The organism is Desulfobacter vibrioformis DSM 8776 (assembly GCF_000745975.1).
GTDB classification, from domain to species: Bacteria; Desulfobacterota; Desulfobacteria; order Desulfobacterales; family Desulfobacteraceae; genus Desulfobacter; species Desulfobacter vibrioformis.
Window position 1 is genome coordinate 328,889 of sequence record NZ_JQKJ01000001.1, and the last position, 16,344, is coordinate 345,232.

Sequence of the window (16,344 nt, forward strand, 5' to 3'; positions counted from 1 at the left end):
AGTGGGTCATGTCTCCGCTTTTACGGTTGGAAAAACTCACATCGGGAGATATCATGACCGGAAGTCTATTGACGAACAAGCGTATTAGAAAAGAGTTTGGCGGTAAACGTAAAATTATAGACATCCCTGATCTCATCGGGATGCAAAGAGACTCCTTTGAAGGTTTTCTTCAAAGGGATGTACCACCCCAGGACAGAGAGGAAAAGGGACTGCATTCGGTTTTTAAATCCGTATTTCCCATCAAGGATTTTACCGATACATCTTCCCTTGAATACGTCTCTTATTCCTTTGGGGAAACCAAGCACTCCATGCAGGAATGTATCAGTCGCGGGATGACCTATGACATCCCGGTCAATATAAGGGTCCGGCTTGTCGTCTATGATCATGACAAAGACACCGGTGTGTCCACCATCCGGGATATAAAAGAACAGGAAATATATTTCGGCACCATTCCGTTGATGACGCCCAGGGGCACCTTTATCATCAACGGTACTGAACGTGCAGTTGTCTCCCAGCTTCACCGGTCATCAGGTGTATTTTTTGATCATGATAAAGGGAAAAATTATTCCACGGGTAAAATCATCTATAATGCCCGTATTATTCCAGTGCGGGGATCCTGGATTGATATGGAAATTGATGCCAAGGATATTGTCTATATCCGCATTGACCGCCGGCGTAAATTTCATGTTTCCATTCTTTTCAAGGCATTTGGATACACTGGAGAAGATATCCTGGACTTTTTTTACACCAAAGAAAAAATTGTTCATAAAAACGGCTCTTATTTCAGGGAATTCATTCCTGAAAACTTGGTTCGCCAGCGGGCTGCCTATGATATCAAATCCCCTGAGACCGGAGAGGTCGTGGTCCGGGCCGGCCGGATATTTACCAAACGCGCATTAAAACAGCTTGCTGATGAAAATCTGGATTTTATTCCTATTTCCGAAGAAGAACTCATAGGCAAAGCGTTTTCAAGTAACTTTTATCTGGAAAGCAGCGATCAGGCCCCTTTGTTTAAAGCCGGTGATACCATTGCAGAGGACACCTTTGAACTTTTTGCGGAAAAGGGCATTGACACCTTTGAAATCCTTTATGTAGATCCACGCAGTTCTGATTCCATGCGTAAAACCCTGGTTTCCGACAAGGTTATATCCAAGGAAGAAGCCTTGATGGATATCTACCGCAGGCTTCGTCCCGGAAATCCTGCCACCATTGAAGTGGCCCAGGATTTTATTGATCATCTGTTTTTCCGCCAGACATATTATGATTTGTCCAAGGTCGGCCGTCTTAAAATGAACCACCGTCTCGGGGTGAATACGAAAATCGATGTCAAAACCCTGAGAAAAGAGGATGTGCTGCTTACCGCAGCCACGCTGATTGAACTCAAAGACACCCAGGGCCAGGTGGACGATATCGACCACCTGGGAAACCGGCGGGTCCGGGCCGTGGGTGAGCTTCTGGAAAACCATTACCGCATTGGTCTTGTCCGCATGGAGCGCGCCATCAAAGAAAAGATGAGCATGCAGGAAGTGGACGCCATGATGCCCCACGACCTTATTAATCCCAAGCCCGTGTCAGCGGTTGTTCGCGAATTTTTCGGCACGTCACAATTGTCTCAGTTTATGGACCAGACCAATCCTTTGTCTGAAACCACCCATAAAAGGCGTCTTTCAGCTCTGGGACCTGGTGGTTTGACCCGGGAGCGTGCGGGCTTTGAGGTGCGCGACGTTCACCCGTCCCACTATGGGCGTATCTGCCCCATTGAGACTCCTGAAGGCCCCAATATCGGTCTGATTGTTTCCCTGTGTACCTATGCCCGGGTAAATGATTTTGGATTTATTGAAACCCCTTTCAGGGTTGTCAATGAAGGAAATGCCAGCAAAATCATTCAGCATTTAAGCGCATTTGAAGAAAAGGAACTCCCCATTGCCCAGGCCAATGCACCCTTGGATGCTGACGGCAATTTCATCAACCCCACGGTATCTGCACGGGTGGGCGGGGAATTTGAGATGGTGGCACCCGAAGAAGTCAAGTTTATGGATGTATCACCAAACCAGCTGGTATCTGTATCCGCATCCCTGATTCCTTTTCTGGAAAATGATGATGCCAACCGGGCCCTGATGGGTTCCAACATGCAGCGCCAGGCAGTGCCCTTGATCCGCAGTGAAGCCCCTTTAGTGGGTACCGGCATGGAAGCGGTTGTTGCCAGGGATTCCGGGGTCACCATTGTTGCTGAGTGGGACGGAGTGGTGGTTGATGTGGATTCAAAGCGCATTGTTGTTAAAAATGATGACAATGATGATCCCAAATTTAATAAAGCCGTATCCATCTATAATTGTACCAAGTTTGTCCGTTCCAACCAGAATACCTGCTTTAACCACAGACCCATTGTGAAGAAAAACGAGGCGGTTAAAAAAGGGCAGGTCATTGCGGATGGTCCGTCCACGGAACTGGGGGAACTGGCCCTTGGAAAAAATGTGACCGTAGCCTTTATGCCCTGGGACGGCTACAATTATGAGGATTCCATCCTGGTATCCGAGCGGCTGGTCAAGGATGGGGTGTACACTTCTGTTCATGTTGAGGAATTTGAGGTCCTGGCCAGGGATACAAAGCTTGGCAAGGAAGAGATTACCCGGGACATTCCCAATGTGGGTGAAGATGCCTTGAAGAATTTGGATGACAGCGGCATTATCCGTCTGGGAGCCGAAGTCAAACCCGGTGATATTTTGGTGGGTAAAATCACACCCAAAGGCGAAACCCAGCTCTCTCCGGAAGAAAAGCTGCTGCGCGCCATTTTTGGTGAAAAAGCCGGCGACGTAAAGGATACGTCACTTTGTGTGCCCCCGGGGGTTTACGGAAAAGTGATTGATGCCAAGGTCTTTTCCCGGCGCGGCCTGCCCAAAGATGAGAGAACACGCCAGATCGAAGACGAAGAGATCGAGCGTTTTGAAAAAGACCGGGATGATGAAATAAAAATTATTTCCTGGGTCGGCCGGGAGAGAGTTGAAGCCGTACTCGATGGTCATGCCTTGCTCAATGATCTGGAACGTAACGGCAGGGTTCTGGTCAAGGCCGGAACAAAAGTGGTCCCTGGTATTTTTGAAAAAGTACCTGTGTCCGTACTGGTAAATGTTACTGTTGAGGATGCGGTATTAACTGAAAAGGTTCAGGTCGTTCTTGAACAGGCCCAGGAACAGATAAAAAAGGCCCGGGAGCATTTCAACCGTCAGGTTTCCAGATTTGAAAAAGGTGACGACCTTCCTCCGGGGGTTCTCAAGCTCATTAAAATTTCTGTGGCCATGCTGCGGGTGCTTTCCGTGGGGGATAAAATGGCTGGCCGCCATGGGAACAAGGGTGTTGTGTCAAGAATTCTCCGGGTTGAGGATCTGCCTTATTTTGCAGACGGTCGGCCCGTTGACATGGTACTTAACCCCCTGGGCGTGCCTTCCCGTATGAATGTGGGCCAGATTCTCGAGATCCATTTGGGCCGGGCCGCCTATGCCCTGGGCCAGCAGATTGATGAGATGCTGGAGGAAAAACGGCTGGACGCATTGCGGGACAAGGCCAAACAGATATTCTCTTTGACCCGTAAACAAAGGGAAGGGCAGGTGGATGATGCCATTGTCCGGGATATTGATGCCATGGATGATGAAAAATTTATGGAATTTATTTCTCGTTATAAAAACGGGGTGCATACCGCCACACCGGTATTTGACGGTGCCACAGAGGAAGAGATCAAGGAATTGATTGGCATGTCGGAAAGTGACCCCTCAGGTCAGTCTATCCTCTACGACGGGCGTACAGGAAGACCCTTTGATAAACCGGTTACTGTGGGAACCCTGTATATGCTCAAGCTTCATCATCTGGTTGATGACAAGCTGCATGCACGGTCCATTGGACCGTATTCCCTCGTTACCCAGCAGCCCCTTGGCGGCAAGGCCCAGTTCGGGGGGCAGCGTCTCGGGGAGATGGAGGTCTGGGCCATGGAAGCCTACGGTGCCGCCCATGCGCTCCAGGAATTTCTTACGGTGAAATCCGATGACATGACCGGCCGGACCCGTATGTATGAAAAAATTGTTAAAGGCCAGAATGTCCTGGAACCTGGAATGCCTGAATCTTTCAGGGTTCTGATTAAAGAGCTCAATGCTCTGGGGCTGGATATGAATCTTATAGAAGGCAGCAAATAAGGAGAAGACATTGGATAATATATATGATTTCTTCGCAAAACCCAAGGATCCCCAAAGTTACCAGGGCGTTCAGATCAGCCTTGCATCCTCAGATCAGATTAGGGAATGGTCCTACGGCGAAATAAAAAAACCCGAGACCATCAACTACAGAACGTTTAAGCCCGAACGTGACGGTCTTTTCTGTGCCAAGGTATTTGGACCGACCAAGGATTACGAGTGCAATTGCGGTAAGTACAAACGCATGAAGCACCGGGGGGTGGTGTGTGAAAAATGCGGGGTTGAGGTTATTCAGTCCAAGGTCAGACGCGAGCGTATGGCGCATATTGAACTTGCCTCTCCTGTTTCCCATATCTGGTTTCTGAAAAGTCTGCCGTCCAAGATCGGTAATGTTCTGGATATCACTTTGAAGAATCTGGAAAAGGTTCTCTACTTTGATTCATATATTATCATAGATCCCAAGGGCAGCGGGCTGAAAAAAATGCAGCTGCTCTCCGATGACCAGTATTATGAGGCTGTTGAAGCATTTGGTGAAGAGGGTTTTGATGCAGGGATCGGCGCAGAGGCTATCTTAACCCTGCTTAATGAGATTGATCTTCAGGCGGTCCATGACGAACTGACCGAAGAGATCGGCTTGACCAAATCCATGGCCAAGCAGCAGAAAATGGCCAAGCGCATGAAGGTAATTGATGCCTTTTTGACCTCAGGCATAGAGCCTTCCCGGATGATCCTGACAGCCTGCCCCATTTTGCCGCCGGATTTGCGCCCTCTTGTGCCCCTTGAGGGCGGCAGGTTTGCCACCTCGGATCTTAATGATCTGTATCGCCGGGTACTCAACCGCAACAACCGTCTTAAACGTCTGGTAGATCTCAATGCGCCGGATATTATTGTCCGAAACGAGAAGCGGATGCTCCAGGAAGCTGTGGACGTGCTTTTTGACAATGGACGCCATGGCCGGGTGGTCACAGGTACCAACAAACGTCCGTTGAAATCCCTGTCTGATACACTTAAAGGCAAACAAGGGCGTTTCCGCCAGAATCTTTTAGGTAAACGTGTGGACTATTCCGGCCGTACCGTTATTACCGTGGGGTCTGAACTTCGGCTCCACCAGTGCGGCATTCCCAAGAAAATGGCTTTGGAACTGTTCAAACCGTTTATTTATAATTACCTTGAGCAGAAAAACCTGGTTTCCACGGTTAAAAGTGCCAAGAAAATGGTTGAGCGCGAGGAGACCGAAGTATGGGATGCCCTTGAAGCCGTGGTCAAGGAATACCCGGTGATGCTTAACCGTGCGCCCACCCTGCATCGTCTCGGGTTCCAGGCATTTGAGCCGGTATTGATCGAAGGCAAGGCCATTCAGCTTCACCCCCTGGTGTGTCCCGCATTCAACGCTGACTTTGACGGGGACCAGATGGCCGTTCATGTGCCGCTGTCCCTGGAATCCCAGCTGGAAGCCAGGATCATGATGCTGTCCACCAACAATATTTTGTCCCCGGCAAACGGCCAGCCTATTATTGTTCCCACCCAGGATATTGTATTGGGCATTTATTATATGACCCGGGCAATGTCACGCCGGCAGGGGGAAGGCGTCACCTTTTCAAGTATAGACGAGGTTCGTTTCGCCTTTGATTCGGGGGAGCTGGATATCCACGCCAAAATCAAGGTGCGCATTGACGATGTGATTTATGATACCACCACCGGCCGGATTCTTTTGTGGGAAACCATCCCCGGTGATGTCCTGTTGAACATGAGCCGTATCCGGACCGAAAACCTTGGGGATGCCGAAGCTGCCTTTGCTGAATTAAAGGCAGGTGAAGATTTTGATGCTGTTCTTGATAAATACGGGGATGAGGAAATTAAAAAGACCCGGGGGACAACAGGGGTTTTAACACGCAAGGAATTTCAAAATCTTTTTCATGTTTCCGACGTGGTGGTGGAGCAGCTCTACGGACTTAAACAAGGGCAATTCACCGATGTCCGGATGGTCGGTGAAAAATACACCATTTTCAAAGTGGATGAAAGAACCTCTACCTTGCCGTTCAGTCTGGTGAACAAGCTGATGGATAAAAAATCCATTGTAAAACTCATTGATTATGCCTACAGAAATATCGGTTTGAAGGAAACAGTTATTCTTTCCGACCGCCTTAAGGATATCGGATACAAGAATTCCACACTTGGCGGTTTGTCCATCTGCATTGATGATATGATTATTCCGGACAATAAATGGGAGCTCATTGGTAAAGCCGAAAAGAATATCGAAGACATCAAAGAGCAGTATTCCGAAGGTCTGATTACCCAGGGCGAGAAATACAATAAGGTGGTTGATATCTGGGCCCAGGCCACAGACGATATTGCCAACGCCATGATGGAAGTGATGAAAAATCCGCCCCAAAAAGAAGGGGCGGACAGTTCAGAGGAACTCAATGCCGTCTATGTCATGGCGGATTCCGGTGCCCGTGGTTCCAAGGATCAGATGCGTCAGCTTGCCGGTATGCGCGGGCTGATGGCCAAACCTTCCGGCGAGATTATTGAAAACCCCATCACTGCATGTTTCCGTGAAGGCCTGTCCGTACTCCAGTACTTCATTTCCACCCATGGTGCCCGTAAGGGGCTGGCTGATACCGCACTGAAAACAGCCAACTCCGGTTACCTGACCCGCCGTCTGGCTGATGTGGGGCAGGACTGCACCATCGTAGAGCCTGATTGCGGTACCATCAACGGCATTGAAGTTGAAGCATTATATGAAGGCGGTGAAATCATCCAGACGCTTGGGGAAAGGATTCTTGGGCGTGTCACCCAGGAAGACATCCGTGATCCCTATTCCGATGAATTTATTGTGGCGGTTGACACTGAGCTCAATGAAGCCCATGTGGCTAAAATTGAAGCAGCCGGCGTTCAACAGGTGAAAATCAGATCCGTATTAACATGTAACTCAAAACACGGTGTATGCTCAAGATGCTATGGCCGTGACCTTGCCCATGGTGTCACCGTGGAAATTGGTCAGGCCATTGGTATTGTGGCAGCCCAGTCCATTGGTGAGCCTGGTACCCAGCTGACCATGCGTACCTTTCACATCGGCGGTACCGCGTCCAGAAAGGTAGAAGTCGCTGAAATCAAAGCCCGTGTCGGTGGCATTTTAAAGTTCAATGACAGTATTCAGACGGTCACCTCGGCCCAGGGTGATGTCATTGTCATGAACCGCAAAGGTGGCGGTGTGACCATTGTCGGCGAGGAGGGGCGTGAGCGTGCCAAGGAAAACGTCATTTACGGTGCCACCCTCCATGCCAAAGACGGCCAGCAGATTGAGCCAGGTGACATTATAGCCTCCTGGGACCCCTTTACCACGCCGATTATCACGGAAGTATCCGGCCGGATAAGATTTGCTGACATTATCGTGGGGAATACGGTGCAGGAACAGATTGACCCGGTTACCGGCAAGGTGTCAAGAACGATCATTGAAAGCAAGGATGTTGAGGTCCGGCCTAGAATCACCGTAAAGGATAAAGAGGGTAAAGCGGTTAAACTGCCCAACTCCAAGACCCCTGCCAGGTATTACCTGCCGGTAAACGCCATTCTCACTGTTGACGAGGATGACAACATCATGGCTGGTGACGTTATTGCCAAGCTGCCGCGTGCCACCACAAAAACCAAGGATATTACCGGCGGTCTGCCCAGGGTTGCCGAGCTTTTTGAGGTCAGAAAACCAAAGGATCCGTCAGTGCTGACTGAAATTGACGGCTATGTCACTGTTGCAAAGGGGACTAAAGGCCGCCAGAAGGTAACGGTTAAACCCGGTGATGTTGGAGAGGCAAAAGAGTATGCCATCCCCAAGGGCCAGCATGTGTCTGTGTATGACGGCGATTATGTGAAAGCAGGAGATCCCTTGATCGCAGGCTCTGCCAATCCCCAGGATATAATGAATATCAAGGGTGAAGTGGCACTGGCCAAATACCTGGTTGATGAGGTCCAGGAGGTTTACAGGCTCCAGGGTGTGCGAATTAATGACAAACACATTGAGGTTGTTATCCGCCAGATGATGCGCCGGGTTAAAGTGATCTCCACCGGGGATACCAATTTTATTCCGGATGAGCAGGTTGACCGGATTCTTTTTGAGGAAACCAACCGTAAAGTAGCCATGGAAGGTGGTGAACCAGCCAAGGGTGAGCCCCTGATTCTTGGCATTACCAAGGCTTCTTTGTCCACGGACAGCTTTTTGTCTGCAGCATCGTTCCAGGAGACCACCAAGGTGCTGACCCTTGCTTCCATTGAAGGAAAATATGATAATCTCAAGGGGTTGAAAGAAAACGTTGTTATGGGCCGACTTATCCCGGCGGGCACGGGTTTTCCGGGTTACCGCAATATCGAAGTGGGATATGGTGAAATCGCTGAAGTGTAGGAAATATAAAATATTATTGACATTTTGGAAAAGTATAAGTAGAATTGAATATTTTGTCGTGTATGGCGACTTATTAAGTTTGATGAAGGAGCGTGTGGAGAGTTATGCCGACCATAAATCAATTGGTAAGAAAAGGTAGAAAGAAATCGGAAAAGAAGGTGAGTACGCCAGGTTTGAAGGGCGGGCCTCAAAAACGCGGGGTTTGCACAAGGGTATATACTTCTACTCCTAAAAAGCCGAACTCAGCTTTGCGTAAGGTTGCAAGGGTTCGTTTGACAACCGGTATGGAAGTTGCTGCCTATATCCCCGGCATGGGGCATAATCTCCAGGAGCACTCCGTTGTTCTGGTCAGGGGTGGGAGGGTGAAAGACCTTCCGGGTGTGCGCTATCATATTGTCAGGGGTGCCCTTGACACGCTGGGCGTGGATGACCGTCGCCAGGGGCGTTCAAAATATGGTGCCAAACGTCCCAAGTAATCAAGATGGCCCAGGGATTGTGATTGGGTTAAGCATTCATAATTAATAGAATATAAATTTGGTGGACTTTTTAAGATGGCAGAAAAATTTGTTTTAAAAGAAGGCTTCATGCAGGATGCCACGCATGAGGAGAAGCTTGCAGCCAAGTTTGTCAATTGTGTGATGAAAGACGGCAAAAAGAATGCTGCCCGTAAGGTTGTGGCTGATGCGTTGATGATTGCTGAGGATAAGATTGGCGAACCCGCTCTGACAGTGTTTAAAAAAGTGATTGATAATATCAGGCCTTCTGTCGAAGTGAAATCAAGAAGGATCGGCGGGTCTACCTACCAGGTGCCCACTGATATAAAACCCGGTCGCCAGACGGCATTGGCTTTCAGGTGGCTTATCAATTTCAGCAGAAACCGCTCTGAAAAAGGGTTTACAAGAAAGCTTGCTGCTGAGCTGATGGATGCTTATAACGAGCGTGGCGGGGCAATCAAGAAAAGAGAAGATACGCATAAAATGGCCGAAGCCAACAAGGCGTTTGCGCATTTTAGGTGGTAGAAATTTAAAAATATCTTTGTAAACATTCCACAGGAGGAATAGAGAAGATGGCTAAGGAGAAATTTGAGCGGAACAAACCGCACGTGAACATCGGGACAATCGGGCATATCGATCACGGGAAAACCACTCTGACTGCGGCGATTACCAAGCTGGCCGGCCTGAAGGGCAATGGGACATATGTTCCCTTTGACGAAATTGACAAGGCCCCGGAAGAAAGAGAGCGTGGTATCACCATCGCCACGGCTCATGTTGAATACGAGACAGAAAATCGTCATTACGCTCATGTCGATTGTCCGGGCCATGCTGACTATATTAAAAATATGATCACCGGTGCGGCCCAGATGGATGGTGCTATTCTTGTTGTGTCCGCCGATGACGGCCCCATGCCCCAGACCCGGGAGCATATCCTGCTTGCCCGTCAGGTCGGTGTGCCTAAAATCGTTGTTTTTCTGAATAAATGCGACATGGTTGATGACGAAGAGCTGATCGAGCTTGTTGAGATGGAGCTTCAGGAACTTCTTGATACCTACGAATTCCCGGGTGATGAAACACCGATTGTCCGCGGCTCTGCGCTCAAGGCTCTGGAATGTGACGATGTGGACGCAGAAGAGGCTAAGCCAATTTATGAGCTTCTTGATGTGCTTGATTCCTATGTTCCCGAACCTGAAAGAGATGTTGCTAAGCCCTTCCTGATGCCCATCGAAGACGTTTTCTCGATTTCCGGCCGTGGTACTGTTGTTACCGGTCGTATTGAGCGCGGTGTGATTAAAACCGGCGAAGAGATTGAAATCGTAGGAATCAGAGACACCGCCAAGACAGTCTGCACCGGCGTTGAAATGTTCAGAAAACTTCTGGATGAGGGACAGGCCGGGGATAATGTCGGGTTGTTGCTCCGTGGCACAAAACGTGATCAGGTTGAACGTGGCCAGGTTGTTTGCAAGCCCGGAACCATCACTCCGCATACCAAATTTAAAGCTGAAATGTATGCTTTGAGTAAAGAAGAAGGCGGGCGCCATACGCCGTTCTTTACCGGTTACAGACCTCAGTTTTTCTTCAGAACAACCGATATCACAGGCGTTTTGACTCTTGATGAAGGCGTTGAAATGATTATGCCTGGAGATAATGCTACCATTAACGTCGAATTGATCAACCCCATCGCCATGGAAAAGGAACTTCGTTTCGCTATTCGTGAGGGTGGCCGTACAGTTGGTGCCGGTGTTGTTGGTGAAATCGTAGAATAGTAGATTAAGAAAGAACAATAATAATGTTGAAGACTAAAATTAGAATTAGGCTCAAAGCTTATGACCATAAGCTGCTTGATCAGTCTTCGGTAGATATTGTTGATACGGCAAGGAAAACCGGTGCCAGAATTGTGGGGCCGGTTCCCTTACCCACCCGGATCAACAAGTTTACTGTGTTGCGTTCGCCGCATGTGAATAAAAAATCACGTGAGCAGTTTGAAATCAGAACGCACAAAAGAATGATGGATATTCTTGAGCCTACACAGCAGACAGTGGACGCGTTAATGAAGCTTGACCTGTCCCCCGGCGTAGATGTCGAAATTAAATTATAGTGCATTAACAGGAACATATTCGTTATGATGAATGGATTGCTTGGAAAAAAAATCGGTATGACCAACGTGTTTGCTTCCGATGGACAGCTCGTTCCTGTTACAGTGCTGCAGGTTGGCCCCTGTGTCGTAACCCAGATAAAAACGGAAGAGACAGACGGGTATACCGCCTTGCAGCTCGGGTTTGATGAAAAGCCGGTTGAGCGATTAAACAAACCCATTGCAGGACATTTAAAAAAAACATCGGACAAAGGGTTTCGGGTTTTAAGAGAATTTAGAGAAGAATCCGTTGACGACATAGAAGCCGGGGCGACCATCGGTGCTGATATGTTTTCAATTGGTGATAAAGTAACTGTGACCGGTATTTCCAAAGGTCGTGGTTTCCAGGGAACCATCAAACGTCATGGTTTTTCCAGGGGGCCTGAAAGTCACGGTAACCGGAATCATAGAAAACCTGGCTCCATCGGCAACTCAGCATGGCCTGCAAAGGTAATTAAGGGAAAAAAATTGCCCGGTCATACAGGTGTGGATAAAGTTACGGTAAAAAATTTAACAATTGTAGATATTAAGCACGACGACAACCTTATCCTGGTAAAAGGTGCAGTTCCCGGTTTTAAAACCGGTGTTGTCGAGGTGCGCAAAGCTGATGTAAAAAAATAAGACAGTTTTCGACGCTGGGTTGATGATACCTCAGTGTCTGACCAAGTAGAAAAATAGCGGCTATGGGTATTGCAAATATTTCGCAGTGATGCATAGTCGATCAAAATTGAAGAGGAAGAATAATGGCTGCTGTAGATGTATTCAACAGTACAGGTGCTAAAGTATCTGAAGTGGAGTTGCCTGACGAAATTTTCAGCATACCGGTCAAGACAAGTGTTCTTCACGACGTGGTTCGATCCCAGCTCGTTGCAAAACGGGAGGGGACTGCTGCGTCTAAGACCAGGGGTATGATTGCAGGTTCTACAAAGAAATTATTCAGACAGAAAGGGACTGGTAATGCCCGGGCCGGTAGCATAAAATCTCCTTTGCGTAAAGGTGGTGGTGTTATCTTTGGTCCCAGTCCCAGATCCTATGAAATCAAAGTGCCGAAAAAAGTAAGAAAACTCGCCCTTAAAATGGCTTTAAGTGCAAAAGTATCAGACAGTCGGCTTTTTGTTGTTGACGCCCTTGAACTCCAAGAGATCAAAACAAAAGCACTGGCAAATGTACTTTCAGCACTGAATCTTGATGACCTTCTCATTGTTTCAGATACCGATGATACGAAACTTGCTCTGTCCTCCAGGAATATTCCGGATGTCAAAGTGATAAAGACAGAAGGTCTCAATGTTTATGACATTTTAAAGTTTAAAAACCTTCTGCTGGAAGAATCCAGTATTCAAAACATCAAAGGGAGGTTGAGCTGAGATGATTGAATATGACATCCTCCGTGGACCTGTGGTTACTGAGAAAACTACCCTTCAAAAAGAGCTGCTCAACCAGGTGACTTTTAAAGTTGCCAAGGATGCCAACCGGGTTGAAATTAAAAATGCCGTTGAAAAGGCATTCAATGCACAAGTCAAACAGGTCAGAACCGTACAGGTTAAAGGCAAAACAAGACAACGTGGCAGAATTATCGGCAAAAAAAAGGACTGGAAAAAAGCCGTTGTCACTCTCATGCCCGGACAACGAATTGATTTTTTTGAAGGTGTGTAAAGAGGTATTAATATGTCAACAATAGTTAAGACCAAGCCGACATCTCCGGGAAGACGTGCTCAGGAGTATCTTTCTTTTGAAGAAATTACAAAAGACACTCCTGAACGAAGGCTGACTAAAAATCTCAATAAACGGTCGGGCCGGAATTCCTATGGAAGAATTACCGCCAAACACAGAGGCGGCGGCGCTAAGAAAAAATATCGTATTATCGATTTCAAAAGGGATAAAGACGGAATTCCAGCCAAGGTTTCTGCAATTGAATATGATCCGAACAGATCTGCCAGGATTGCCCTGTTGACCTACGCTGACGGTGAGAAAAAATATATTTTGGCTCCCCTTGATATCAAGGTCGGTGATATTCTTGAAACCGGGCCTGATGCTGATATTAAACCCGGGAACTGTCTGCCCCTTGAAAATATCCCCACCGGTACCCGAATTCATAATATTGAGTTGAAGCAGAACAAGGGTGGCCAGATTGTCAGAAGTGCCGGCGGATATGCCCGTCTCATGGCCAAAGAAGGGTCGTATGCCCAGATCCTGCTTCCTTCCGGTGAAGTCCGCATGATTCATGTTAAATGCAAAGCCACTGTCGGCCGTGTGGGAAATGAGAAACACAGCGATGTCAGCATCGGTAAAGCCGGACGTGCCAGGTGGATGGGGAAACGGCCTTCGGTTCGTGGTGTGGCAATGAACCCTGTGGATCATCCCATGGGTGGCGGCGAAGGCCGTTCTTCAGGCGGGCGTCAGCCGTGTTCTCCCTGGGGCGTGCCTGCAAAGGGTAAAAAGACCCGCAATAATGCCAGAACAGATCAGTATATTGTTAAAAGAAGGGCTAAAAGGAAATAGGTGATAAATTATGCCAAGATCATTAAAAAAAGGACCCTATATCGCGCCTGAGCTTCTTAAAAAAGTTCTTGAAGCCCAAAAGTCCAGCAGTAATAAAGTAATTAAAACCTGGTCGCGCCGTTCTACTATTTTGCCTGAAATGGTCGGCAACACCTTTGCCGTTCATAACGGAAAAAAATTTATTCCTGTGTTTATCACGGAAAATATGGTGGGGCATAAACTTGGTGAATTTTCACCCACAAGAACTTATTGGGGTCATGCCGCAGATAAAAAAGCCAAACGCTAATCTGCCATGATTTAGAGGGAATTTAAGATATGGAAGTTAAAGCGACTACAAGATATACAAGAATCTCAGCGTTAAAGCTTCGGCTGCCCATCAGCCAGATCAAGGGCAAAAATGCGGGCCAGGCGCTGACTCTCTTGAAGTTCATGCCTTTAAAAGCCGCAGACATCATGTATAAGACCCTGCAGTCTGCCATTGCCAATGCCGAACATAACAACGAGATGGATGTTGATAAACTGATAGTGAAAAATGTGATTGTTGATCAGGGACCATCCATGAAACGATTCAGGCCGCGGGCAAGGGGAAGAGCTGCCCGTATTCTAAAAAGAACCAGTCATATAACAGTGGTGGTAGAATAAACCGTCTAAACAAGGAGGCAAAGGCTTGGGCCAGAAAGTAAATCCTACCGGATTAAGATTAGGCATTATCAGGACTTGGGATTCCCGGTGGTACGCTGACAAAGAGTACGCAAACTTTGTCGAAGAAGATTTCAAAGTAAGAAAATTTTTGAAACAGAAATTATACCACGCCGGTATCTCCAAAATTGAAATTGAACGATTTTCCAAGCAGATCAGGCTCAGGGTTTTTGCAGCCAGGCCCGGCATCATTATCGGCAAAAAGGGTGCAGAGATCGCGCTGCTGAAAAATGAGCTTGAAAAAATGCTTAATCCTGAAGTCTTGATTGATATCAAAGAGGTCAGAAGACCTGAAACCGACGCACAGCTGGTGGCGGAAAATATTGCAAGCCAGCTTGAAAAACGCATCGCCTTCAGAAGGGCAATGAAAAGAAGCGTTTCCTCTGCCATGAGATTCGGGGCAAAAGGTATTAAAATTATCTGCTCCGGTCGTCTGGGTGGTGCTGAAATGGCCAGAACCGAATGGTACAAGGAAGGCAGAATCCCTTTGCATACGCTTAGAGCCGATGTGGATTACGGATTCATTGAAGCCAAGACCACCTATGGTGCCATTGGTATTAAGGTGTTCATATTCAAGGGGGAAGTGTTAAGCCCCGGTGAACAGACTCTGGCAACTAATTAGACGCAATAAGGAGAAATTAGCAAATGCTGAGTCCCAGAAATATCAAATACCGCAAACAATTCCGTGGCAGAACCAAAGGAATGCCCACGAGGGGCAATACATTGAGTTTTGGAGATTATGGACTCCAGGCCGTGGAATGCGGATATATAAATGCAAGACAGATTGAGGCGGCCAGGGTCGCGATGACCAGAAAGGCAAAAAGGCAGGGTAAAAGCTGGATTCGTTTTTTTCCTGATCACCCCGTTACCAAGAAGCCGGCTGAAGTTAGAATGGGTAAAGGTAAAGGCGCAACAGATGCCTGGGTAGCAAGGGTAAAGCCGGGCAAAATTCTCTATGAAATGGAAGGTGTTGACAGAGAATTGGCCAAAGAAGCCTTAAGGCTGGCGGCCAGAAAACTTTCCGTAAAAACCCGATTTGTGGAAAGGAGAAAATAATGTTTAAGGCCAGTGAAATCAGAGACATGGATGCAGGCCAGATTAAAGATAAGATCGTTGAGCTTAAAAAGGAACTGTTTAAACTTCGTTTCCAGAGTAATGTAGGTCAGCTCACGAATACGGCCAATCTGTCCAGTGTAAGAAAAGACATTGCCAGACTTTACACGATTTCCAAAGAAATGAATGTCAAAATTAGCTAATTAATGAGTACTGATATGGAAACTACAAAAAAAAATAAAAAAGAGCTGATTGGTCTGATCGTGTCCGACAAAATGGATAAGTCCGTGGTGGTCAGGGTTGAAAGATTTGTACAGCATACGGTGTACAAAAAGTACATCAAACGCTACAAAAAATATCATGCCCATGATGAGCAGAATGACTGCAGAATTGGTGACGAAGTCAAAATTATCGAAACCAGGCCGCTGAGTAAACACAAACGGTTTCGGGTGACTGAAATTGTTAAAAAAGCGGTCTAGTGTCTAAGGAGTTGAATAATGATTCAAAGTGAAACCAGACTGACAGTCGCTGACAATTCAGGCGCCAAGGAACTGTACTGTATTAAAGTCCTTGGTGGGTCTAAAAGAAGATACGCCACCATCGGAGATGTTATCGTTGTTTCCGTAAAAGAGGCTATTCCCAATTCAAAGGTCAGCAAAGGGGACGTGGTCCGGGCTGTTATTGTCAGAACCAAAAAAGAGATATCCCGGCCCGACGGATCATCCATCCGTTTTGATGATAATTCCGCGGTTGTAATTAACAAGAATAACGAGCCGGTGGGAACCCGTATTTTCGGACCAGTGGCAAGAGAACTTCGGGCAAAGCGTTTTATGAAGATCATTTCTCTTGCACCGGACGTACTTTGATCCACGGTCAGGGAGAACAGAA

17 protein-coding genes are annotated in these 16,344 nt (G+C 47.4%); all 17 read left to right on the plus strand.

The features are described from left to right. Positions 1-53 precede the first annotated feature (53 nt). Positions 54-4,184: a DNA-directed RNA polymerase subunit beta gene (gene rpoB, locus Q366_RS01465; protein WP_035235787.1), complete on the plus strand. Its 4,131-nt coding sequence runs from the start codon at positions 54-56 to the stop codon at positions 4,182-4,184. 10 nt (positions 4,185-4,194) lie between these two features. Further along, positions 4,195-8,577 (plus strand): DNA-directed RNA polymerase subunit beta', encoded by a 4,383-nt coding sequence (gene rpoC / locus Q366_RS01470; RefSeq protein ID WP_035235622.1) that lies wholly within the window; start codon positions 4,195-4,197, stop codon positions 8,575-8,577. Between the two features lie 104 nt (positions 8,578-8,681). Beyond that, the gene (gene rpsL / locus Q366_RS01475) at positions 8,682-9,053 is read left to right on the plus strand and encodes a 30S ribosomal protein S12 (RefSeq protein ID WP_035235623.1); all 372 of its coding nucleotides are present in this window, start codon (positions 8,682-8,684) and stop codon (positions 9,051-9,053) included. 75 nt (positions 9,054-9,128) lie between these two features. After that, positions 9,129-9,596 carry a 30S ribosomal protein S7 gene (gene rpsG / locus Q366_RS01480; RefSeq protein ID WP_035235624.1) on the plus strand — a complete coding sequence of 156 codons (468 nt, stop codon included), beginning with the start codon at positions 9,129-9,131 and terminating at the stop codon, positions 9,594-9,596. Positions 9,597-9,643: 47 nt separating this feature from the next. Then, positions 9,644-10,837, plus strand: a complete 1,194-nt coding sequence (tuf, locus tag Q366_RS01485) for an elongation factor Tu (protein WP_035235625.1) — start codon at positions 9,644-9,646, stop codon at positions 10,835-10,837. Positions 10,838-10,860: 23 nt separating this feature from the next. Then, positions 10,861-11,169, plus strand: coding sequence for a 30S ribosomal protein S10 (gene rpsJ / locus Q366_RS01490; RefSeq protein ID WP_004073804.1), 309 nt, complete (start codon positions 10,861-10,863; stop codon positions 11,167-11,169). A gap of 24 nt (positions 11,170-11,193) precedes the next feature. Continuing rightward, a complete protein-coding gene (gene rplC, locus Q366_RS01495; RefSeq protein WP_035235626.1) occupies positions 11,194-11,826 on the plus strand; it encodes a 50S ribosomal protein L3 in 633 nt (210 codons plus the stop codon). Between the two features lie 122 nt (positions 11,827-11,948). After that, positions 11,949-12,569, plus strand: a complete 621-nt coding sequence (rplD, locus tag Q366_RS01500; protein ID WP_035235627.1) for a 50S ribosomal protein L4 — start codon at positions 11,949-11,951, stop codon at positions 12,567-12,569. Between the two features lies 1 nt (position 12,570). Beyond that, on the plus strand, positions 12,571-12,858 hold the full coding sequence (gene rplW, locus Q366_RS01505; protein WP_035235628.1) for a 50S ribosomal protein L23: 288 nt from the start codon (positions 12,571-12,573) through the stop codon (positions 12,856-12,858). A 12-nt stretch (positions 12,859-12,870) separates the two neighbouring features. Next, positions 12,871-13,704 carry a 50S ribosomal protein L2 gene (rplB, locus tag Q366_RS01510; protein WP_035235629.1) on the plus strand — a complete coding sequence of 278 codons (834 nt, stop codon included), beginning with the start codon at positions 12,871-12,873 and terminating at the stop codon, positions 13,702-13,704. A 10-nt stretch (positions 13,705-13,714) separates the two neighbouring features. Then, entirely contained in the window at positions 13,715-13,990 is a 276-nt protein-coding gene (rpsS, locus tag Q366_RS01515; protein WP_035235630.1) for a 30S ribosomal protein S19, read from the plus strand. Between the two features lie 29 nt (positions 13,991-14,019). Beyond that, positions 14,020-14,346 carry a 50S ribosomal protein L22 gene (gene rplV, locus Q366_RS01520; RefSeq protein WP_035235631.1) on the plus strand — a complete coding sequence of 109 codons (327 nt, stop codon included), beginning with the start codon at positions 14,020-14,022 and terminating at the stop codon, positions 14,344-14,346. Positions 14,347-14,371: 25 nt separating this feature from the next. Then, complete coding sequence (gene rpsC, locus Q366_RS01525) at positions 14,372-15,025, plus strand: 30S ribosomal protein S3 (RefSeq protein WP_035235632.1); 654 nt, start codon at positions 14,372-14,374, stop codon at positions 15,023-15,025. Positions 15,026-15,048: 23 nt separating this feature from the next. Beyond that, the gene (gene rplP / locus Q366_RS01530) at positions 15,049-15,459 is read left to right on the plus strand and encodes a 50S ribosomal protein L16 (protein WP_035235633.1); all 411 of its coding nucleotides are present in this window, start codon (positions 15,049-15,051) and stop codon (positions 15,457-15,459) included. After that, entirely contained in the window at positions 15,459-15,659 is a 201-nt protein-coding gene (gene rpmC / locus Q366_RS01535) for a 50S ribosomal protein L29 (protein ID WP_035235634.1), read from the plus strand. The genes rplP and rpmC overlap by 1 nt, the downstream gene beginning before the upstream one ends. Before the next feature lie 15 nt (positions 15,660-15,674). After that, positions 15,675-15,935, plus strand: a complete 261-nt coding sequence (gene rpsQ, locus Q366_RS01540) for a 30S ribosomal protein S17 (protein WP_084691656.1) — start codon at positions 15,675-15,677, stop codon at positions 15,933-15,935. A gap of 18 nt (positions 15,936-15,953) precedes the next feature. Further along, the gene (gene rplN, locus Q366_RS01545) at positions 15,954-16,322 is read left to right on the plus strand and encodes a 50S ribosomal protein L14 (protein ID WP_035235636.1); all 369 of its coding nucleotides are present in this window, start codon (positions 15,954-15,956) and stop codon (positions 16,320-16,322) included. Positions 16,323-16,344 lie beyond the last annotated feature (22 nt).

Excerpts from the sequence above, each read along its gene's own strand:
- rpoB (WP_035235787.1), top strand. The coding sequence starts at position 54 with ATGACCGGAAGTCTATTGACGAACAAGCGTATTAGAAAAGAGTTTGGC.
- rpsL (WP_035235623.1), top strand. The coding sequence starts at position 8,682 with ATGCCGACCATAAATCAATTGGTAAGAAAAGGTAGAAAGAAATCGGAA.
- rpsG (WP_035235624.1), top strand. The coding sequence starts at position 9,129 with ATGGCAGAAAAATTTGTTTTAAAAGAAGGCTTCATGCAGGATGCCACG.
- tuf (WP_035235625.1), top strand. The coding sequence starts at position 9,644 with ATGGCTAAGGAGAAATTTGAGCGGAACAAACCGCACGTGAACATCGGG.
- rpsJ (WP_004073804.1), top strand. The coding sequence starts at position 10,861 with ATGTTGAAGACTAAAATTAGAATTAGGCTCAAAGCTTATGACCATAAG.
- rplC (WP_035235626.1), top strand. The coding sequence starts at position 11,194 with ATGATGAATGGATTGCTTGGAAAAAAAATCGGTATGACCAACGTGTTT.
- rplD (WP_035235627.1), top strand. The coding sequence starts at position 11,949 with ATGGCTGCTGTAGATGTATTCAACAGTACAGGTGCTAAAGTATCTGAA.
- rplW (WP_035235628.1), top strand. The coding sequence starts at position 12,571 with ATGATTGAATATGACATCCTCCGTGGACCTGTGGTTACTGAGAAAACT.
- rplB (WP_035235629.1), top strand. The coding sequence starts at position 12,871 with ATGTCAACAATAGTTAAGACCAAGCCGACATCTCCGGGAAGACGTGCT.
- rpsS (WP_035235630.1), top strand. The coding sequence starts at position 13,715 with ATGCCAAGATCATTAAAAAAAGGACCCTATATCGCGCCTGAGCTTCTT.
- rplV (WP_035235631.1), top strand. The coding sequence starts at position 14,020 with ATGGAAGTTAAAGCGACTACAAGATATACAAGAATCTCAGCGTTAAAG.
- rplP (WP_035235633.1), top strand. The coding sequence starts at position 15,049 with ATGCTGAGTCCCAGAAATATCAAATACCGCAAACAATTCCGTGGCAGA.
- rpmC (WP_035235634.1), top strand. The coding sequence starts at position 15,459 with ATGTTTAAGGCCAGTGAAATCAGAGACATGGATGCAGGCCAGATTAAA.
- rpsQ (WP_084691656.1), top strand. The coding sequence starts at position 15,675 with ATGGAAACTACAAAAAAAAATAAAAAAGAGCTGATTGGTCTGATCGTG.
- rplN (WP_035235636.1), top strand. The coding sequence starts at position 15,954 with ATGATTCAAAGTGAAACCAGACTGACAGTCGCTGACAATTCAGGCGCC.